General features: G+C 68.0%; 17 protein-coding genes and 1 pseudogene. 10 read left to right on the top strand and 8 right to left on the bottom strand.

The window, feature by feature from the left end:
• Positions 1-68 precede the first annotated feature (68 nt).
• Positions 69-1,871 carry an alpha/beta fold hydrolase gene (locus ACWCO2_RS14470; protein WP_450128202.1) on the bottom strand — a complete coding sequence of 601 codons (1,803 nt, stop codon included), beginning with the start codon at positions 1,869-1,871 and terminating at the stop codon, positions 69-71.
• Positions 1,872-2,013: 142 nt separating this feature from the next.
• Here ACWCO2_RS14470 and ACWCO2_RS14465 point away from each other — a divergent pair, with 142 nt between their 5' ends.
• The 8 genes from ACWCO2_RS14465 to ACWCO2_RS14430 all read left to right on the top strand — a co-directional run bounded on the left by ACWCO2_RS14465 (position 2,014) and on the right by ACWCO2_RS14430 (position 10,059).
• Positions 2,014-2,364 (top strand): YbaB/EbfC family nucleoid-associated protein, encoded by a 351-nt coding sequence (locus ACWCO2_RS14465; protein ID WP_450128201.1) that lies wholly within the window; start codon positions 2,014-2,016, stop codon positions 2,362-2,364.
• A gap of 129 nt (positions 2,365-2,493) precedes the next feature.
• Positions 2,494-3,090, top strand: a complete 597-nt coding sequence (recR, locus tag ACWCO2_RS14460; RefSeq protein WP_450128200.1) for a recombination mediator RecR — start codon at positions 2,494-2,496, stop codon at positions 3,088-3,090.
• Positions 3,091-3,462: 372 nt separating this feature from the next.
• The gene (locus tag ACWCO2_RS14455) at positions 3,463-5,157 is read left to right on the top strand and encodes an ABC transporter substrate-binding protein (RefSeq protein WP_450128199.1); all 1,695 of its coding nucleotides are present in this window, start codon (positions 3,463-3,465) and stop codon (positions 5,155-5,157) included.
• A gap of 88 nt (positions 5,158-5,245) precedes the next feature.
• Complete coding sequence (locus tag ACWCO2_RS14450) at positions 5,246-6,256, top strand: ABC transporter permease (RefSeq protein ID WP_450128198.1); 1,011 nt, start codon at positions 5,246-5,248, stop codon at positions 6,254-6,256.
• A gap of 4 nt (positions 6,257-6,260) precedes the next feature.
• A complete protein-coding gene (locus tag ACWCO2_RS14445) occupies positions 6,261-7,193 on the top strand; it encodes an ABC transporter permease (RefSeq protein WP_450128197.1) in 933 nt (310 codons plus the stop codon).
• A gap of 259 nt (positions 7,194-7,452) precedes the next feature.
• Positions 7,453-8,448, top strand: a complete 996-nt coding sequence (locus tag ACWCO2_RS14440; RefSeq protein WP_450128196.1) for an ABC transporter ATP-binding protein — start codon at positions 7,453-7,455, stop codon at positions 8,446-8,448.
• A gap of 136 nt (positions 8,449-8,584) precedes the next feature.
• Complete coding sequence (locus ACWCO2_RS14435; RefSeq protein WP_450128195.1) at positions 8,585-9,691, top strand: ABC transporter ATP-binding protein; 1,107 nt, start codon at positions 8,585-8,587, stop codon at positions 9,689-9,691.
• 185 nt (positions 9,692-9,876) lie between these two features.
• Positions 9,877-10,059 (top strand): hypothetical protein, encoded by a 183-nt coding sequence (locus ACWCO2_RS14430; RefSeq protein ID WP_450128194.1) that lies wholly within the window; start codon positions 9,877-9,879, stop codon positions 10,057-10,059.
• 85 nt (positions 10,060-10,144) lie between these two features.
• Here the strand turns inward: ACWCO2_RS14430 and ACWCO2_RS14425 are convergent, their stop codons facing one another.
• Entirely contained in the window at positions 10,145-11,062 is a 918-nt protein-coding gene (locus ACWCO2_RS14425; protein ID WP_450128193.1) for an EamA family transporter, read from the bottom strand.
• A 108-nt stretch (positions 11,063-11,170) separates the two neighbouring features.
• Here ACWCO2_RS14425 and ACWCO2_RS14420 point away from each other — a divergent pair, with 108 nt between their 5' ends.
• Positions 11,171-12,067 carry a LysR family transcriptional regulator gene (locus tag ACWCO2_RS14420; RefSeq protein ID WP_450128192.1) on the top strand — a complete coding sequence of 299 codons (897 nt, stop codon included), beginning with the start codon at positions 11,171-11,173 and terminating at the stop codon, positions 12,065-12,067.
• A 369-nt stretch (positions 12,068-12,436) separates the two neighbouring features.
• Here the strand turns inward: ACWCO2_RS14420 and ACWCO2_RS14415 are convergent, their stop codons facing one another.
• The 5 genes and pseudogenes from ACWCO2_RS14415 to ACWCO2_RS14395 form a co-directional block, all read right to left on the bottom strand.
• Positions 12,437-12,721, bottom strand: a complete 285-nt coding sequence (locus ACWCO2_RS14415; protein WP_450128223.1) for a DUF1062 domain-containing protein — start codon at positions 12,719-12,721, stop codon at positions 12,437-12,439.
• 64 nt (positions 12,722-12,785) lie between these two features.
• Positions 12,786-12,845, bottom strand: a pseudogene (locus ACWCO2_RS14410) (hypothetical protein); the annotation flags it as partial.
• A gap of 346 nt (positions 12,846-13,191) precedes the next feature.
• A complete protein-coding gene (locus tag ACWCO2_RS14405; protein ID WP_450128191.1) occupies positions 13,192-14,829 on the bottom strand; it encodes a hypothetical protein in 1,638 nt (545 codons plus the stop codon).
• A gap of 11 nt (positions 14,830-14,840) precedes the next feature.
• Positions 14,841-15,059 carry a hypothetical protein gene (locus tag ACWCO2_RS14400; protein ID WP_270947494.1) on the bottom strand — a complete coding sequence of 73 codons (219 nt, stop codon included), beginning with the start codon at positions 15,057-15,059 and terminating at the stop codon, positions 14,841-14,843.
• Between the two features lie 510 nt (positions 15,060-15,569).
• Positions 15,570-16,667 carry a mandelate racemase/muconate lactonizing enzyme family protein gene (locus tag ACWCO2_RS14395; RefSeq protein ID WP_450128190.1) on the bottom strand — a complete coding sequence of 366 codons (1,098 nt, stop codon included), beginning with the start codon at positions 16,665-16,667 and terminating at the stop codon, positions 15,570-15,572.
• A gap of 232 nt (positions 16,668-16,899) precedes the next feature.
• Here ACWCO2_RS14395 and ACWCO2_RS14390 point away from each other — a divergent pair, with 232 nt between their 5' ends.
• Entirely contained in the window at positions 16,900-17,553 is a 654-nt protein-coding gene (locus ACWCO2_RS14390; protein ID WP_450128189.1) for a DedA family protein, read from the top strand.
• 182 nt (positions 17,554-17,735) lie between these two features.
• Here the strand turns inward: ACWCO2_RS14390 and leuA are convergent, their stop codons facing one another.
• Entirely contained in the window at positions 17,736-19,526 is a 1,791-nt protein-coding gene (gene leuA, locus ACWCO2_RS14385) for a 2-isopropylmalate synthase (RefSeq protein ID WP_450128188.1), read from the bottom strand.
• Positions 19,527-19,761: the final 235 nt, after the last annotated feature.

The following is a 19,761-nucleotide window of genomic DNA, read 5'->3' as shown; positions in this document are numbered from 1 at the left end:
CATTGAAATTGCGTCCGACCGGACAGCGGTTGGCGGTGCGGTGCGGCTTGATGGGGTGTTTGGGCTGGTCAGGGGGTTGCGAGGTGGCGGGACAGGAAGGTCAAGGCCTTCGGGTAGGCGTCGAGGCGGTTGGCCCGTTTGGCTAGACCGTGCCCTTCGTCCGGGTAGACGAGGAGTTCGCATTCCAGGCCGTTCGTGCGGACGGCTTCGGCGATCTGCTCCGCTTCGGACAGGGGGACTCGCGGGTCGTTGGCTCCGTGGAGGACGAACAGCGGGGCCGCGATGTCCGCGACCTTGGTCAGCGGTGACGCCTGGTGGAGGAAGTCGGCGTCGGTGGTCAGCGAGCCGTACTCGCGTTCGCGGTGGGCTCGGCGGTAGGCCGCGGTGTTCGCCAGGAAGGTGACCAGCGACGAGATGCCGACGATGTCGACACCTGCTGCCCAGCGCTGCGGCTGGAACGCCAGCCCGGCCAGCACCATGTAACCGCCGTACGAGCCGCCCCACAGCGCCGCCCGGCGCGGGTCCAGTCCGATCGTCGGCAGCCAGTCGTGCAGGTCACCGAGGTCGGCCACCGCTTCCAGCCGGTTTCGCCCGTCGTCGGCGGAGTACCAGCGCTTGCCGTAGCCGGTGGAGCCGCGCACGTTCGGCACCAGCACCTCGTGGCCCTGCGCGACGAGAGCTTGGACGATCGGGTTGAACCCCCGCACCGCCTGGCTCTCCGGTCCACCGTGGACGATCAGCACCGCCGACCCGGCCAGCTGCAGATCGGGGTTCTCCGGCGAGTACCGGAAGCACGGCAGCTGCTCCCCGTCGCGGGTCGGCACCCGGTGGATGCTCGGTTCCACCGGCCGCTGGTCGTCGAGCTGCGCGGCGGAATCGGTCAGCGCGCGGCATTCGCCGGTGCTCGCGTCCACCAGAAGCACGTCGCCGGGGACGGTCGGACCGCTGAAAGTCAGTGCGATGTAACGGGAATCCGGCGACCACACCGGTTGCGGCAGCGGGAAGGCGCACCAGCCGTCCGCGGGCAGGCGCACCGAGTGCAGCCGTTCGCCGGATGACGCGTCGTGCAGCGCCAGCCGGCTCGCACCATCATCGTTGGCCTGCACGAGCAGCTTCGAACCGTCCGGCGAGAGCCAGCCGGTCAGGTCGTGTTCGTCGGAGGTCACCAGCCAGGTCTGGTCGCCGGTGCGCGGATCGATGCGGGCGACGCCGGTGCGGTCGCGCTCGAAGTTGGTGGTGGCGATCAGCCCGGAACCGTCGGGCAGCCAACCGATGTTGGTGTACCGGGCGGCCACGTCGCGGCTGGTCAGCGCCCGGTCCTCGGAGTCGACCACGATCAACTCGTCGGACATGGGCGGCGCGCCGGGAACGGTGAGGGCCACGCGGCCGTCCGGTGCTGCCGCGACCTCCAGCACCATCCCGCCCCGGTCGTAGGCGACGCGCTCCTCGCCGGAGCTCACGCAGCGGATCACCACGTCGAAGTCGACGCCGTTGCGGCGGTTCGTGGAGTAGACGACGCGATCGGGCAGCACGTCCAGCAACCGGTGCACGTGCTCGGGATCGCGGACCAGTGGGCACAGCTCGGGCAGCCGCACCGGTCCGGGCCGCGGCTGGTTCAGGCGCAGCAGCGACAACTGGCCGCGCTCGTCGCCGTCGGTGTCGTGCTGCACCACCACCGCGCGCTCGCCGGGCAGGTAGCGGCCGGTCACCGCGCCGGACAGCGCGGTCAGCCGGGTGCTCGTGCCGTCGACGAGCTCGATCAGCTGGGTCGATCCGGACTCGTCCGAGCCGGCCAGCACCCGGCCGGAGCCGGCCACGTCGAAGGCCCGCCAACTGGTGAGCTCGAGCAACCGCACGATGTCCAGCGCCATGCCCGACACCCTGTCATGCGCGGCCAGCTGAGCCCAGTGGCGAACGGGGGAGTCGACCGCTCAGGCCCGCGCATTCTCTAGGCTGGTGGAGTACCCCGTGCCACCGACGGAGCGCGGGTTTCGCGAGACGAGGAGGACCACGGTGCAGCCTGGTGGCCAGCCGAACATGCAGCAGATCATGGAACAGGCGCAGAAGATGCAGCAGCAGCTGATGACTGCGCAGCAGGAGCTCGCCGAGGCCGAGGTCAACGGCAGTGCCGGTGGAGGACTGGTCACCGCGACGGTGACCGGCTCGGGTGAGCTGAAGGGCCTCGTCATCGACCCGAAGGCGGCCGACCCGGAGGACACCGAAACCCTGGCTGACCTGGTGGTCGCCGCGGTGCGCGACGCGAACCGCGCGGCGCAGGAGCTCCAGGCGGAGAAGATGGGCCCGCTGACCAGCGGCCTGGGCGGTGGCCTCGGCGGCGGCGGACTGAGCCTGCCCGGCATGTGATCCGCAGTTTCAATTGAAACTGTGCACCTCCCGTAGTCGTGACCACAGTTTCAATTGAAACTGTAGATCTCAGGCACGACGAACCACAGTTTCAATTGAAACTGTGCAGGCCTTGGAAACGAGCTAGAAGTGTACGAAGGTCCCGTTCAGGATTTGATCGATGAGCTCGGCCGGTTGCCGGGCATCGGTCCTAAGAGCGCGCAGCGCATCGCCTTCCACCTGCTCGCGGCCGAGCCCGCGGACGTGACTCGGCTGCAGGAGGTTCTGCAGAAGGTCAAGGAAGGCGTGGTGTTCTGCGACGTCTGCGGCAACGTCTCCGAGGAGACCACCTGCCGCATCTGCCGGGACGCCCGCCGCGACCCGACGCTGGTGTGCGTCGTCGAGGAGCCCAAGGACGTCCTGGCCGTCGAGCGCACCCGCGAGTTCAAGGGGCGCTACCACGTGCTCGGCGGTGCGCTGGACCCGTTGTCCGGGATCGGCCCAGACCAGCTGCGAGTGCGCGAGCTGCTGGCCCGCATCGGCAAGGACGAGATCGCGGAAGTGATCATCGCGACCGACCCGAACACCGAGGGCGAAGCGACCGCGACCTACCTGGTCCGGATGCTGCGGGACTTCCCGGGCCTGACGGTCACCCGCCTGGCCTCCGGCCTCCCGATGGGCGGCGACCTGGAGTTCGCCGACGAGCTCACCCTCGGCCGAGCCCTCTCCGGTCGCCGAACCCTCTGAGGCCCTCAAGGCCACGAGATCCCCGACGCGCGTAGACCAAACTACGCGGCGTCGGGGATCTTTCGTGTGAATAGCCCTGGTCACCCAAGGGCGTGACGGAGCGTTGAGGTTTGCTTGCTCCGAGTGGGTGGAGGATTGCCCGTTTGGAGTTCGGCTTTGGGCAGTTTTTCCCGTATTTGCCGAAAGTTCGGGCAGGGCTTGCTTCGCTGGCAACTAAAGGAAGTGGCTGGTCCGACTGGGGATATGCCTGATGTGAGCCACTCCATTAGGTCACCCTAAGTAGTCAGATCGTAACCTCGACGTCTCCATCGAAAGCGTGATACGGGTTAGTCTCTCGGAGCTCTGAGACCTGAGACACACTGAGGTGCTTCCATGAGTAGAGCTCCATCGGCACCACGCCGTACGCCCACCACGCGGCGTCGTGTTGCCACCGTCGGTGTCGCCCTCGTCGCCGCAGCTTCGCTGGCCTCGTGCGCGCAATCGCAGCGCGAAGCGGGCGGAGGTGAAGGTGGCGCGTTCACCTTCGGCGCGGCCGGTGCCCCCGACGGGTTCGACCCCTTCTACGCCTCCGACGGCGAGACCTTCCGGGTCACCCGGCAGCTGACCGAGGGGCTCGTCGGGTTCAAGCCGGGGTCGGCCGACGTCGAGCCGGAGCTCGCGGAGTCCTGGGAGCACAGCCCTGACGGCAAGACCTGGACGTTCAAGCTGCGCACCGGCGTGAAGTTCCACGACGGCACCGACTTCAACGCCGAAGCGGTGTGCAAGAACTTCAAGCGGATGTTCGAGCAGACCGGTGCCGGGCAGAACAACGCGCTGTCCTACTACTGGATCGAGAACTTCGGCGGGTTCGCCGACGGCAAGGAGCCGTCGCTGTACCAGGGCTGCGAGTCTCCGGATCCGACGACCGCGGTGCTGAACCTGACCCGCGCCAGCTCGAAGTTCCCGGACATCCTCGGGCTGCCGTCGTTCAGCATGCAGTCGCCGACGGCGATGGAGCAGTACCAGGCCAACAACGTGCAGGCGCAGGGCGACAGCTTCGTGTACCCGGAGTACGCGATGAAGCACCCGACCGGCACCGGGCCGTTCAAGTTCGTCTCCTACGACGAGGGCAACGGCACCATCAAGCTCGCCCGCAACGACGACTACTGGGGTGAGAAGACCAAGGTCAGCGAGCTGATCTTCCGGATCATCCCGGACGAGACGGTGCGCAAGCAGGAGCTGGAGTCGGGCGCCATCGACGGCTACGACTACCCGAACGCCGCCGACCTCAAGGGCCTGAAGGACGCCGGGCACAACGTCCAGGTCCGCGACCCGTTCAACGTCATGTACCTGGGCATCACCCAGAAGAACAACCCGGCGCTGAAGGACCTCAAGGTCCGCCAGGCGCTGGCCTACGCGGTGGACCGCGAGAGCCTGGTCAAGGCGAACATGCCCGAAGGCGCCATGGTCGCCAAGGAGTTCTACCCGGACACAGTGGACGGTTACGCGCCGGACGTGCAGCAGTACCCGCACGACCCGGCCAAGGCCAAGCAGCTGCTCGCCGAGGCGGGCGCGTCGAACCTGACGGTGAACTTCTACTGGCCCACCGAGGTGACCCGGCCGTACATGCCGGACCCGCAGGGCATCTACAACGCGCTGGCCGAGAACCTGCGCGAGGTCGGCATCACCGTCAACCCGGTGAGCAAGCCGTGGAACGGCGGCTACACCGACGAGGTCGACAACGGCAAGGCCGACATCTTCCTGCTCGGCTGGACCGGTGACTACAACACGCCGGACAACTTCATCGGCACCTTCTTCGGCACCACCACCAACCGCTTCTACACCTCGGGTTCGCCGTGGGGCCAGGAGCTGGCGGACAAGCTGAAGGCCGCCGACGGCGAGCCGGACGAGGCCAAGCGCAACACGATGTACCAGGACATCAACCGCAAGCTGCTGTCGGAGTACCTGCCGGCCGTGCCGCTGTCGCACTCGCCGCCGGCGATCGTCACGAACGCCAACGTGACGGGCCTGCAGACCTCGCCCCTGACCGCTGAAGAGTTCGCCTCGGTGAGCGTCTCGGGGAAGTGAGTTGACAACGGTCGCGCGCGGGATCGGCCAAGTGCCGATCCCGCGCGAACCTGTCCGCTCGCTGCCCAACTGAGCAACGGGGGTTTGCGTGCTCCGCTACACGATCCGGCGACTGGCGCAGCTGGTGCTGGTCGTCTTCGTCCTGTCGATGTTGTTGTTCGCCTGGCTGCGATCGCTGCCCGGTGGACCGGTGTCGGCGCTGCTGGGTGACCGCGCCACGCCGGAGGCGCGGGCCCAGCTCGAGGCCCAACTCGGCTTGGACCAGCCGATCTTCGTGCAGTACTGGCGTTTTCTGGAACGCGCCGTCACCGGCGACTTCGGCACTTCGACCGGTGTTCAGCGCGGCTCGCCCGCGCTGGAGGTGTTCCTGACCCGCATCCCGGCGACGCTGGAGCTGTCGTTCCTGGCGCTGCTGCTGGCGGTCGCGATCGGTATCCCGTTGGGGTACCTGGCGGCCCGCAAGCGCGGCAGCTGGCTCGACAACATCAGCATCACCTGGTCGCTGGTGGGCGTCGCGGTTCCGGTGTTCTTCCTGGCGTTCCTGCTGAAGTTCGTGTTCGCCATCCAGCTGGGCGTGCTGCCCGCGTCCGGTAGGCAGGACTCCGCGCTCGACGCCACGCGGGTCACCGGCTTCTACATCCTCGACGGGTTGCTGACCCGCGAGTGGGATGCCGCGCTGGACTCGTTCGTGCACTTGATATTGCCCGCCATCGCGCTGTCCACCATCCCGTTCGCGGTGATCTTCCGGATCACCAGAGCGGCGGTGCTGGACGTGATGGACGAGGACTACGTGCGCACCGCGCGGGCCAAGGGCTTGGGCTCGATGGTCATCCGCCGCAGGCACATCCTGCACAACGCGATGCTGCCGGTGGTCACCACGATCGGTCTGCAGACCGGTGCGCTGCTGGCCGGTGCCGTGCTGACCGAGCGGGTGTTCAACATCGCCGGCATCGGGCAGGCGGTCGCCTTGGGCTTCGAGCGCAAGGACTTCCCGGTGCTCCAAGTGGTGATCCTGGCTTCGGCGATGATGTACGTGCTGGTCAACCTGCTGGTGGACCTCTCGTACGCGTTGATCGACCCACGACTGCGGACACGGTGAGGTCATGGCTCTGAAATCGCAGCGCAAGGAACGCATCGACGCGCTGGCGGGGGCGTCGGCGGATGCCGGGGTGAGCCTGGCCGCGTCGGCGTGGCGGCGGCTCAAGCGCAACCCGGTGTTCGTGGTCGGTGCGGTGATCATCGCGGTGTTCGTGCTGCTGGCACTGCTGGCGCCGCTGCTCGCTCCGCACGACCCGGCGCAACGGCTGCTGGTGGACCAGGTTTCCCGCGCGGACAACTCGATTCCGCCGCCGCAGGAAGGTTTCCCGCTGGGCGGTGACCAGTACGGTCGCGACCTGTTCTCCCGACTGCTGCTGGGTTCTCAGCAGACGCTGCTGGTCGCGGTGCTGGCCACCGTGATCGGTCTCGGCGGCGGTCTGGTGCTGGGCATCCTGGCCGGCGCGTTCGGCGGCTGGGTGGACTCGGTGGTCATGCGCGCCGTGGACGTGATGCTGTCGGTGCCGTCGCTGCTGCTGGCGGTGTCGATCGGCGCGTTGTTCGCGCAGCAGAGCCAGTTCACGGTGATCCTGGCGGTCGCGATCGTGCAGGTGCCGATCTTCGGCCGCCTGCTGCGCGGCACGATGCTCGCGCAACGCGCCAGCGATCACGTGCTGGCGGCGAGGGCGCTGGGGGTGAAGGAGAGCTCGATCGTGTTCCGGCACATGCTGCCGAACGCGCTCGGCCCGGTGATCGTGCAGGCCACGCTGGTGCTGGCGGTGGCGATCATCGACGCGGCCGCGCTGTCCTTCCTGGGCCTCGGAGCCGCCGACGACTCGGTCCCGGAGTGGGGCCAGATGCTCGGCGGCGCGCAGAACATCATCGATTCCCACCCGCAGCTGGCGTTCTGGCCGGCGAGCTGCATCGTCCTGGTCGCCCTCGGCTTCACCCTGGTCGGCGAGTCCATGCGGGACGCGCTAGACCCGAAGCGCCGGCGCTGAAACATGAATCAAAACGCTTGGCCAGTGCTCACCTACCGCCGCCCCAGCCCGCCGCTCGCTGCGTTGGGGGCTTTACCAAGTACGCCCAGTACGTGGCAAAGCCCCCGCCTTCCGAGCGGCGACCTGGAACGGCGGAGGTGTCCCACCCGCCACCCGACCACCACCCCCCATGGAGGCGCGATGCGCCGCTGCACCGATTGGCAAGGCTGGGCACGTCGCTCGAATGCCCTTCGGGCATAAGAGAAGACGGAGGAAACAAATGGCACTGCTGGAAGTCCGCGACCTTTCGGTCGTCTTCGCCCGCAAGGGCGAGCCGCCGGTGACCGCGGTGGACGGCATCTCCTTCGACGTCGAACCCGGCCGCACCGTCGGTCTGGTCGGCGAGTCCGGTTGCGGGAAGTCGGTCACCTCGCTGGCGATCATGGGCCTGCTGCCGACGAGCGGCGCGGAGGTCTCCGGTTCGGTGCGCTTCGACGGCACCGACCTGCTCTCGCTGTCCAAGCGGGAGCTCGACCAGCGCCGCGGCAGCGACCTGGGCATGGTGTTCCAGGACCCGCTGACCTCGCTGAACCCGGTGGTGTCCATCGGGTTGCAGGTCTCGGAGGTCATCGAGCGGCACCGCGGCCTGCCGCGCAAGCAAGCGATGCCGGAGGCCGAGGACCTGCTGCTCCGGGTGGGCATCCCAGACCCGCGGCGACGGCTCAAGGAGTACCCGCACCAGCTCTCCGGCGGCATGCGGCAGCGCGCGCTGATCGCGATGGCGCTGGCGTGCAAGCCGCGGTTGCTGATCGCCGACGAGCCGACCACCGCGCTGGACGTGACGATCCAGGCGCAGATCCTGCGGCTGCTGTCGGAGCTGGTCGCCGAGACCGACACCGCGCTGATCATGATCACGCACGACCTGGGCGTGGTCGCCGGGCTCTGCGACGAGGTGAACGTGCTCTACGCGGGCCGGGTGGTGGAGCGCGCCGAGCGGCACGAGCTGTTCGCCCGCCCGCGACACCCGTACACCTCGGGGCTGCTGGCCTCGATCCCGCGCCTGGACGCGCCGCGCGGTCAGCGGCTGTCGCCGATCAAGGGCTCGGTGAGCGACAACATCCCGTGGGACGCGGGGTGCGCGTTCTGCCCGCGCTGCCCGAACGCGCTGGACGTCTGCGACCAGCAAACCCCGGACGTGAGCATCGACGTGGGCTCCCGCCTGCTGCGCTGCCACAACCCGATGCGCGAGACGCAGACCCCGGTGGAGGCTCCGTGATCCCCGTCGTCACCCCGCGTTCTCCCGCGATTTCAATGGAAATCGCACGTCCAATTTCAATGGAACTTGCGGATCATCGGTGTGTCGGTGCCCGACACGCCGGTACCTGTGCGGAGCTGAACACCACGGAGGCGTCATGACGGAAGCGCCGGAGAAGCCGAAGTCCGGCGGGGACGTGCTGATCGACGTCGAGGACGTCAAGGTGCACTTCCCGATCAAGCGCGGCGTGGTGCTGGACCGAACGGTCGGGCACGTCTACGCCGTGGACGGGGTGTCGCTGCGCATCGAACGCGGCGAGACCTACGGCCTGGTCGGGGAATCCGGCTGCGGCAAGTCGACGCTGGGACGCGCGGTGCTGCGGCTGGAGAAGCCGACCGGCGGCAAGGTGGTGTTCGACGGCGTCGACCTGTCCGGCATGAAGGGTGACCCGCTGCGCCGGATGCGCCGCCGGATGCAGATGGTCTTCCAGGACCCGCTGTCCTCCCTCGACCCCCGGCAGTCGGTGCAGTCGCTGCTGATCGAGGGCATGCGCGCGCACGGCCTGGACACCGGCCGCGAGGCCACCGACAAGCGGCTGCGGGAACTGCTGTCCGCGGTGGGCTTGCCGTCGACCTCGCTGCGCAAGTACCCGCACGAGTTCTCCGGCGGCCAGCGGCAGCGCATCGGCATCGCCCGCGCGCTGTCGGTGGGCCCGGAGCTGCTGGTGGCCGACGAGCCGGTGTCGGCGCTGGACGTCTCGGTGCAGGCGCAGGTGGTGAACCTGCTGGAGGACCTGCAGGAGGAGTTCGGTCTGACCTACCTGGTGATCGCGCACGACCTGGCGGTGGTGCGGCACATCGCCGACCGGGTCGGGGTGATGTACCTGGGCGGCATCGTGGAGGAGTCCACATCGGACGATCTCTACGAGGAGCCGCTGCACCCGTACTCGAAGGCGCTGCTGTCGGCGGTCCCGGTCCCTGATCCGACGGTGGAGGACGAGCGCGAGCAGATCCTGCTCTCCGGTGACCTGCCGTCCCCGGCCAACCCGCCGACGGGCTGCCGCTTCCACACCCGCTGCCCGTGGCGCCAGCCGGACCGCTGCGACACCGAACGTCCCGCGCTGCGCGAGCTGCGGCCGGGGCACCGGGTGGCGTGCCACTTCGCCGAGGAGATCCAGAGCGGCAGCCTGAAGCCGCACGAGGTGATCGCCGAAGCGGTCGACCCGAGGGACTTCGGCGACAAGGGCCTCACCTCGACCACCTGATCCGGCGCGCGGTTGCCGCTGGTGACGTCCCGCCCCGCGGTGGAACCACAGTTTCAATTGAAACTGTGATCCGTCGTGGGTGGGATTTACAGTTTCAATTGAAACTGTAATTCACGTTTCGGGACCGTGCGCCTGGGCGGGGGAGTCCACATAGGATCTTCGGTGGCTGAGAGTGGAGGTAGCGAGTGAGGTACAGCAGCGCGCAGCGGTGCACGGCGTGCGACCACCGGGCGATCCTGGCGGAGGGCACGGCGGACCGCCTGGTGTCGGAGTCCGGGCGAACCCTGGTGTCCTACGACTGCCCGGAGGGCAATGGACTCCACGTCTGCAACCCGGACTTCGAACGCGGCACCTCCCGCCGCCAGTAGTTTTCCAACTTTAGGGAAATTTGGAGTTCAGCCGGGGTTTGGGAGGTCTCCAACTTTAGGGAAATTTGGAAACTCCACCGAGGCGTCAGGCGGCCTTCCCGACCTCGGGAGTGAGGGTCTTCGGTGTCCGGCGGCGGGCGGTGAGGTTCAGGCTGCCGAGGAAGACGCCGATGACCACCACCGCGCCGGCCGCGAGCTCCAGCGGGTGCGGGTACTCGCCGAGGATCAGCCACGCCGCGGTGAAGCCGACGACCGGCACCAGCAGCGAGAACGGCGCGACCCTGCTCGCCGGGTAGCGGCCCATCAGGGTCGTCCACAGGCCGGATCCGATGATCGTCGCCAGCAGCGAGGTGTAGGCGAGGCCGCAGAGCGCGTACAGGCCGGTGGTCGAGTCGAAGACCGTCGCCAGCGCGTGCCACCCGGCCGTCGGGCCCTCGACCGCCGCGGACAGCGCGAACATCGGCAGCGGCGGCACGATCGCGATCCACAGCGTCAGGTGCAGCGGGTTCTGCGGATTCGCCTTGCGCCCGCACAGGTTGCCCAGCGCCCACGAGAACGCCCCGCACAACGTGACCAGCATCGGCAGGAGCGCGGCGCTCTGCGCGCGGTGCCAGCCGATCATCGCCATCCCCAGCACGGCGGTGACGATGCCGATGACCTGCACCGAACTCAGCTTCTCCCGCAGCAGCAGCGCCCCGAGCACCACCGTGAACGGCGCGGACGCCTGCTGCACCAGCGAAGCGAGTCCGGTCGGCATCCCGATGTTCATCGCCACGAACAGGAACGCGAACTGCAGCGTCCCGAAGAACAAGCCGTAGCCGATCAGCCACTTCCACGGCACGTCCGGCTTGGGGACGAACAGCAGCAGGGGCAGCAGCACGGCGAACCGCAGCCCGGCGAAGAAGAACGGCGGGAACTGTTCGAGCCCGAAGTCGAGTGCGATGAAGTTGAGGCCCCACAGCAGGGCGACCAGCAAGGCCAGCGAACGATCCCGAGAATTCACACGGCCAGCCTGCGCCGCGCAACTATGAAGAACAAGCGACACTATCTGCACAGAGCATGCAGAAGTCCTTCATGGATGTCCGCATCCCGAAACGCTTAGGCTTCTGAAATGGATGTTCGCAGGCTGCGATTCCTCCGTGAGCTGGCAGACCGGGGGACCGTCACCGCTGTCGCCAAGGCCCTCTCCTACACGCCGTCGGCGGTGTCGCAGCAGATCCGGGCGCTGCAGGCCGAGGTCGGCGTGCAGTTGACCGAGCCCGCCGGACGAGGTTTGCGGCTCACCGATGCCGGTTGGGCGTTGGCTGCGCGAGCTGACGAAGTGCTCGCCGCGGTGGACCGCGCCGAGGCCGAGCTGGACAGCTACCGGTCCACGCCGCGTGGTGTAGTGCGAGTGGCGATCTTCCCGTCCGGCGCTTTCTTGCTGCTCCCTGGCCTGCTGAGGCGGATGGCCGAGCACCCCAAGGTCCGGCTGGAGTGCCGGGACGTCGACATGACGCCGCCGGAAGTTCCCGGCCTGACCGCGGATTTCGACCTGGTGGTCGCGCACCGGGACGACCAGGCCACGCCGTTCGACAGCGAGCGCATGGCCGTCACCCCACTGTTGCGCGAACCGCTGGACGTCGCGCTCCCGGTCGGCCATCCGCTGGCCGCGAAGGAGCGCGTCGAACCGGCGGAGCTGGTCGGGGAGCCGTGGCTGAGCGTGGACGTCGGGTTCCCGGTGGACGACGTGCTGCGGTCGCTGGCCGTCCGCACCGGCGTGCGGCCGAAGGTCGTGCAGCGGGTCAACGACTTCCGGGTCACGGAGGTCCTGGTCGCCGACGGGCACGGCGTCGCGCTGCTGCCTCGGTACTCCGCGAACCTCAGCACCGTGGCGCTGCGGCCGCTGAGCGGAGTCCGCGCCGGCCGCAACATCGAGGTCGTCTCCCGGCGCGGCGCCACCGAACGTCCGGCGGTCCAGGTCGTCCTCGACGCGCTGATCGCCGAGGCCAGCAGCATCGCTGAATGATCAGGTCAACGCGTTCAGCGCGAACACCACTCCGACCAGAAGCGCGAGCTGCGACTCCGATCTCGCCGGAATGGTCCACGGATGATTAACAAGCGCGTGACCTCGTTGGATGTTAATCATCGGCCGGGACAAGTTGATCGCAGCCGCCGAACGAGCGAGGTGTCACGGCCGCGCTCTTGGTGTTCCTGCAGGCGATCGCGCCCTTCGCGCTGATCGCCGCCGGCCGCTAGCACCGAGGTCGGCACCGCACCGGTCCCGGCGATGTGGAAGGACCCGAACGCCACCGGCCTGAACAGCGCCGCCGTCCCCTGGTCCTAGGGCCTGGGGACGGCGGATCATGCCGGACAGGCCGGTGGCCCCGAGGAAGGCTCAGCGCTTGAGCAGGAAGGTGAAGTCGCCGGAGAGCTTGCCGCTCAGCCGGACTGCCGAAACGAGTTTCCCGTCCGTGATCAGTCTTTCGACCTCGCCCCGCGAAAGACAACACCCTTCAGCGATCAGTCGCACCGGCCGGACGGGGATCCGCGCCGCGAAGCGGACCGAGATGTCGATGACCTCGCGGTCCAGGTGATCCGATCCGCCGGTGTCGAGGCGCCAGGCGTTGTCCCAGTCGAGGGAGATGCGATTTCGGCGCTGCAGGACCGGATCCTGGAGCAGCTCGGCTTGTCAGGCCGGAATCGTTGTCGTGCAGCCGTTCCAGCAGCTCAGGTCGTACGGAGCGCACGTGCGTTCGCTCCAGGATCGTGAGCTTCGCAGTTTCCCCGCACGCGGTGCAGAGCACGAGGAGCCAGGCGTCGAGGAGTTTGTGGTTTGCGTTGACGCGAAATTTACCGCTTGTCCGGAAGCGTTCGGACGCGCAGAGTGGCAACGGCGGCGAACGAGCGGCAGGCAGGTGGGCGCGACCATCCAGTTGTTGAGCACAGAAGTACACCTTTTCTGTGAGAAATCCGCAGCAAGAAGAAGCGCGGCGCACATGCGCGACGCGCGACAAATCAGCGCTCGGGAGGTCTCACTTGGTGTACAACGGCACGTCCTTACCTGGACAACTTTGTTCGGCAGCACAGTAATGACGCACAGCAGCGCTGATCAACTGGTTTTCGAGCGCCTCACCGGGCGGTCCCCGGCGATCAGGTCGGGCCGTGCTGGGCGGCCCAGCGGCAGATCGCGGCGACTTCGTTCGCCTGGTTCGGCAGGGTTGTGTCCACGATGCCGACCACGGGGATGTGCCCGGCGTGGAAGACGTCGGCCGGGCGGGGCAGGAAGCCCTTCTCGTGCACGCCCGTGCTGCCCTGGCCGGGCGTGCCTTCCGCGAGGTGTCCGGTGGTGCGGGCGTAGCGGGTGAGAACGCTGGGTTTGCGCAGGTCGCGGTCCATTCCGTACCACTGCTGGCTCAGCGGGAAGAGCCCGGACAGCGCGTCCCACCATCCCTCCACGCCCAGCAGCAGTTCGGGGTGGCGGCGACGCAGTTCGCCGACCAGTTGCCGGTAGCCGTCGAACACGTCGTGGCGCGGGTCGTTGAACCAGAAGCCGAGGGTGTCCAGGAACGCTGCGTCGACGCCGAAGTTGTTCACCGTCGCGGAGATCGAGTCCGCAAGGTGTGCGCGGAACTCGGGTTCGCCGGGGTTGAGGAACACCTGATCGCCTTCGCCGACCCGATCGCTGTCCCAGTCCGGTCGGTTCAGCAGTTCCACGTACCGGTTGGTGTCGTTGCGCAGCACCGACTTCTCCCACGGCGGGTACTGGACGACGTTCGCGCCGTGGCCGCCGAACATCGGCATCAGCCGCACGCCCAGCTGCCGCGCGGTGCGGGTGAGCGCGGCGAAACCCTCCGCGCCGCCGAGATCTACCCCGGGTCGGTACTGCGGGTAGACGTAGTAGTAGCGGCCCTCCCAGCCCGGGATGTAGGCCAGCACGCGGTGCGGTTCGATGTGCTGCGCGATGAAGCGCAACGCCTCGGCCATCCGCGGGAACGTGTTGAACACGTATCCCGTCCAGTGCTGGCCGTGCAGCGTTACGACCAGCGCGATGTGGCGCATCCACTCCGGCACGTCCGGTCGCGTTTCCCACGGCTGCAAGTCGTGCGCACCCTCCACAAAGGACATGTGCGCGCTCAGGTCGGCGTCCGCGGTGTGCGCGTCGGTGCCGAGCCGGAGCCGGATCGGCGGGACCTGGTAGGTCGTCGAGCGCGCGCCGGCCAGCGGCAGGTGCACCAGCTCGATGATCGGGCTCGGCGAGTAGGGCGGCTGCTGGACGTGCAAGATCTGCCGCCGCACCAGTGGATCCCGCACGCTGAGCGCGAACCCGGCCTGATCGGTGCCCGCGGCCACCCACGGCGTGGCCCAGTCCGGACCGGGGTATTCGAGCTGGAAGCGTTGGCCGTTGACGCCGTACGCGAAACTCCGCCCGGTGTTCGGTGCCCACCAACCGGCGCGCAGCTGCTCCGAAGGCAGACCGCGCAGCACCAGCTTGACGGCCTTGATCGGCTCCACGTGGCGCGCGGCGATGGACCACTGCAGCACGCCGCCATCGTTGACGACGTCGACCTCGACCAACCCGGCGTCCACGGTCAGCTGCTGGCCGAACCAGGCGTACCGGTTGGCGCTCAGGTGGGTGCGGTCATCGCTGAGCCGGGCGCTGGCGGCGTCCAAGCTGTAGCCGTTGACGATGGTGAACACCTGTAGGGCCCACTCGACGCCGGTCGCGCCGGGGGCGGGGAAGTAGGGGTCGCGCGGATCGAAGCTGAGGTCGGTGTCGTTCAGTCCCACGCGGCACCCTCCTATCGATCCGGTCCGCCGCTGGCAGCGAACCCGACGGCCTTGTCCAGCAACGTGGCGAGCCCATCCGCCTCGTCCGCGGTGAACACGAGCGTTTCCCCAGGTGGCAGCACAACAGCGATCCGATCACCCACCACCAGGACGGACACGTTCTCGGTGGCGGGCGGTCGGCACGGGATGCGCCAACGCAACTGCTCGCACGGGTCTTCGATCGGCCACATGTTCACCTCAGGACAGCTGTCTTCCGCTGCCTGACTGAACCTGGTGCGAAACCCCGCATCAAGTTCGATACACCGATCGGGTGGTTCTGGCAAGCAAACCGGCCCCGACTTCACCCGTATCGATCAACGACGATCGGCGTCGTTTTGCCTGGTAGATGACCGTCAGAATGTCGAAGTGCTATTGCGCCGCGAAATGCTCACGGGCCATGACCGGTGAAATGATCCCATTCCTTGATGTTGAAGAGGAACCGGCGATTTCGCCACCTGTGGTGGCGGATGCTCCGGGGGTCTTGGGGGTGAAGAGGGTGGGCCGGGTTCCCCGACGTGTCCCCGTCTGCCGACCCATCCCTCTAGCCCCGTGTTCCCCAGGGGTGTCGCTTTGCATCCCGCGACGTAACAGGATCCTGCCGAACGGACGGCGAGCGCAGTACCGTCTTTGGTCTAGTGCATTCGCCAGACCGGACGCTGATTCCGGCACCCGGCGCGTACGACCTCAGTAGGACTCCGGGCTCAGCTGGGTGGGCTCGTGGACTCGAATTCGTCGCCCGCCACCTGGTAGAGCTCCGCGAATTGGGCCAGGCGATCCCGGTCCAATTCGACCCCGATGCCCGAATTGTTCGGAATGCGGAGTCTTCCGTTGCGGTGCGGCAGCGGGCCGCCTTCGAGCACGTCATCGGAGAGCAGGGCGCGGTAGGACTGGTTGGCGTGGTCGAAGCCCGGGGTGGCCGCGATCAGGTGCGCCGCGGCGCAGGTGGCCACGCCGAGCTCGCCGAGGCTGTGCTTGACGGTCGGGATGCCTGCCGCCTCGCAGATTCCCGCCGAGCGCTTCATGTTCAGCAGGCCGCCGTCCAGCGCGTTGTCGACCGAGATCGCATCGGCCGCGCCGTAGCGGATCACCTCCAGCTGGCGGGCCCGGCACATCTGGTCGGTGAGCAGCGGAGTGCCGGTATGCGTGCGCAGACGGGCCATCTCCGGGATGTTGCGGGTCGGTACGGGTTGTTCGGCGAACTCGATGTCGTAGGGCGCGAGGGCGCGCAACGCCCGCAAGGCTGCCGCGGGCGACCACGCCTCGTTGGCGTTCACCCGGATCGACCGCCCGGCGCCGATGCCGTCCCGGACGGCGGCGATCCGCTTCACGTCAGTGCCGAGGTCGTCGGCGCCGACCTGCACGTGGAAGCTCTCGGACCCGGCCGCGGCGCCCTGCGCAGCCAGATCGCGCATCCAGTCGGGCGTGCCGGTCGGGATCTGGTGCAGGTATTCGACGTCCTCGCGCAGCGCACCGCCGAAGAGGTTGACCAGCGGTTGGCCGCAGGCCTTGCCGACGATGTCCCAGCAGGCCATGTCGATGGCCGCCAGCGCCGGACTGGTCGCGCCCCAGGCGCCGCCGAGCTTCGCGATGTGCTCGGTGCGGAACGGGTCCTCGCCGATGGCGAAACGCTCGACCGCGCGCAGCTCGGCGAGCACGATGGCCGCCGACGGGTGCGCTGGGGCTTCGCCGATGCCGGTGATGCCCTCGTCGGTGTCAATTTCGATCAGCACGCTGATCAGGCCGCGCCGTCGCGAAACCTGACGTCCCGAAAGCCGCCGCTCCTCGCTGTGGAACGGCACGGCGACGGGTATGTGTCGAATGCCGATGATGTGCAAAATGCCCTCCCCCACGGGCATCGTGAGCAGCGCTCGCGAGTGTTCGATGTGGCTACGGTCACACCAGACGGGCGACTGCGCCAAAGATGTGGGAGCTAATCGGGTTTCCGGCAACGTGGCCGGTCGCGGATACGTACTCTGGCCCGTGGCCGTTCGCGGTAGGCGGCTGCGTGGAACCCGACCAGAACGGACCTCCATGATCGAACTGCTGGACTCGATCCCGCCAGGGGTGATCTACCTGGTGGTCGGGTTGATCATCGGCCTGGAGAGCGTGGGGATCCCGCTGCCCGGCGAGATCATGCTGGTGAGCGCGGGAGTCGCCGCGTCGCAGGGCATCGTCAACCCGGTGACGCTCGGCGTCGTCGCGGCGAGCGGTGCGATCATCGGCGATTCGATCGGTTATGCGATCGGCAAGCGCTACGGCCGGAGTCTGCTGGGGTGGTTGGGGCGCAAGTTGCCCAAGCACTTCGGGCCGAAGCCGGTGCGCCAGGCTGAGTGGATGTTCGACCGCTGGGGCGCCTGGGCGGTGTTCGGCGGGCGCTTCGTCGCGCTGCTCCGCATTCTGGCCGGGCCGCTGGCGGGCATCCTCGGCATGAATTACCGAAAGTTCTTGATCGCCAACGCGGCCGGCGGCATCGCCTGGGCGGGCACGGTGACGACCCTGGCCTACGTGTTCGGCCTGGTGGCCGGCCAGTGGTTCCACCGGTTCTCCTGGATCGCCCTGGTGGTCGCGGTCCTGTTCGGCTGGCTGATCGTGCGCACCGTCCGCCGCCGCGCGGAGAAGGCCGGCGAAGCCGAAGAGCAGGACCAGGCCGACCCCGCCACCGACTCCGACGCCAAAGTCCCCTGATCCCCAGCCCAGCCCGGCCTTGTCTCGCCCGATGGTTGTTCTGGTGGCTGCATCCACAGACTTCTGGAGTTATCCACAAGCTGTGCACAGTTCTCCACAGGGCTGTGGATAAAAGCGAACGGCCTGTTCACCTCGGTAGCTGGGGTGAACAGGCCGTTCGCTCGATATTGGTGAGTGCTTGATCAGCGGTTCGCGCGGTTCACCGCGGATACGACTGCGCGCAGCATCGCGGTGATCGTCGAGGTGTCGACGCCGACGCCCCAGAAGATCCGGTCGCCCACCGCGCACTCCAGGTACGCCGCCGCGCGGGCATCGTCACCGGCTGTCAGCGCGTGCTCGTTGTAGTCCAGAACCCGCACGTCGTGGCCGACGGTGCTCAGCGCGTCGACGAAGGCCGAGACCGGGCCGTTGCCGGTACCGGTGATCTCCTGCTCCTCGCCGTCGACGACCACGGTCGCGGTGATGGTCTCGTTGCCGTTCTCCCCGGCGGCCCGCTGGCGCACCAGCTTCACCGGCGCGGTGGCCTCCAGGTACTCCGCGGAGAACGCCTCCCACATCTCGGCCGGGCCGACCTCGCCGCCCTCGGAGTCGGTGCGGGCCTGCACCACCTTGGAGAACTCGATCTGCAGCTTGCGCGGCAGCTCCAGCTGGTGCTCGGTCTTCATGATGTAGGCGACGCCGCCCTTGCCGGACTGCGAGTTGACCCGGATGACCGCCTCGTAGGAGCGGCCCACGTCCTTCGGGTCGATCGGCAGGTACGGCACCTCCCACGGGTGCTCGTCCACCGACGTCCCGGCCTTGTTCGCCTCGTCGCGCAGCGCGTCCAGACCCTTGTTGATGGCGTCCTGGTGGCTGCCGGAGAAGGCGGTGTAGACCAGCTCGCCGCCCCACGGGTGCCGCTCGGGCACCGGCAGCTGGTTGCAGTGCTCCACGGTGCGCTTGATGAAGTCGATGTCGGAGAAGTCGATCTGCGGGTCGATGCCCTGGCTGAACAGGTTCATGCCCAGCGCCACCAGGTCGACGTTGCCGGTGCGCTCGCCGTTGCCGAACAGGCAGCCCTCGATGCGGTCACCACCGGCCTGGTAGCCCAGCTCGGCGGCGGCGATGCCGGTGCCGCGGTCGTTGTGCGGGTGCAGCGACAGGATCACCGAGTCTCGGCGCTCCAGGTTGCGGTGCATCCACTCGATGGAGTCGGCGTAGACGTTCGGCCCGGCCATCTCGACGGTGGCGGGCAGGTTCAGGATCACCGGCCGCTCCGGGGTGGGCTGCCAGATCTCGGTGACCGCGTTGCACACCTCGGCGGCATAGGACAGCTCGGTGCCGGTGTAGGACTCCGGCGAGTACTGGAAGCGGAAGTCGGTGTCGGAGTACTTGCCGGCCAGCTCCAGGGTCATCTCAGCGGCCGAGGTGGCGATCTTCTTGATGCCCTCGCGCTCTTCCCGGAACACCACGCGGCGCTGCAGGATCGACGTCGAGTTGTAGATGTGCACGATCGCATTCGGCGCGCCCTCCAGCGCCTGGAAGGTGCGCTCGATCAGCTCCGGGCGGCACTGGGTCAGCACCTGGATGCGCACGTCCTCGGGGATCGCGTTGTCCTCGATGATCTCCCGGACGAAGTCGAAGTCGGTCTGGCTGGCCGCCGGGAACCCGACCTCGATCTCCTTGAAGCCCATCTGCACCAGCAGGTCGAACATGCGGCGCTTGCGGGCCGGCGACATCGGGTCGATCAGCGCCTGGTTGCCGTCGCGCAGGTCAACGGCGCACCACAGCGGGGCCTTGGTGATCCGCTTGTCGGGCCAGGTCCGGTCGGGCAGGGATACGTCCTCGACCAGCTCGTGGAAGGGGCGGTAGCGGTGGTAGGGCATCGAGCTGCCCAGCTGCGGGTTCCACGGCTGCTGATCGGCGGGCGCGGGGCGCGACGGCTTGCGCACTCGGTCAGTGAACGAGTGCGGTTCGGGGGAAATGTTGCTCATGCGAGTGCTTCTCCTGCACGGTTACCGGATCTGGACCGACGACCGGCGCGTTCGAACCCCGCGACGAGGGGCCGGTCTAGGAGACCCCGTCGCGGCGTCGAAGCAGGAGAACGCGAGCCACGGCCACAGGCTAAACCCAGATGTGGCTCAATGCGCAACCACCCTTTCCACATGTTGAGAGCACCAGTGCCCGTGAGGTGCGTGAAACCTGGCAGAGTGAGAGCGGACTCACGGG

This window comes from Saccharopolyspora sp. NPDC002376 (assembly GCF_053593195.1).
Note: the sequence above shows the minus strand (reverse complement) of the source record. Positions and strands in the feature narration are given on the sequence as shown.

Coding starts and splice junctions, on each gene's coding strand:
- ACWCO2_RS14400 (WP_270947494.1), bottom strand. CDS start 15,059: ATGTGGCCGATCGAAGACCCGTGCGAGCAGTTGCGTTGGCGCATCCCG.
- ACWCO2_RS14445 (WP_450128197.1), top strand. CDS start 6,261: ATGGCTCTGAAATCGCAGCGCAAGGAACGCATCGACGCGCTGGCGGGG.
- ACWCO2_RS14435 (WP_450128195.1), top strand. CDS start 8,585: ATGACGGAAGCGCCGGAGAAGCCGAAGTCCGGCGGGGACGTGCTGATC.
- leuA (WP_450128188.1), bottom strand. CDS start 19,526: ATGAGCAACATTTCCCCCGAACCGCACTCGTTCACTGACCGAGTGCGC.
- ACWCO2_RS14470 (WP_450128202.1), bottom strand. CDS start 1,871: ATGGCGCTGGACATCGTGCGGTTGCTCGAGCTCACCAGTTGGCGGGCC.
- ACWCO2_RS14440 (WP_450128196.1), top strand. CDS start 7,453: ATGGCACTGCTGGAAGTCCGCGACCTTTCGGTCGTCTTCGCCCGCAAG.
- ACWCO2_RS14390 (WP_450128189.1), top strand. CDS start 16,900: ATGATCGAACTGCTGGACTCGATCCCGCCAGGGGTGATCTACCTGGTG.
- ACWCO2_RS14420 (WP_450128192.1), top strand. CDS start 11,171: ATGGATGTTCGCAGGCTGCGATTCCTCCGTGAGCTGGCAGACCGGGGG.
- ACWCO2_RS14455 (WP_450128199.1), top strand. CDS start 3,463: ATGAGTAGAGCTCCATCGGCACCACGCCGTACGCCCACCACGCGGCGT.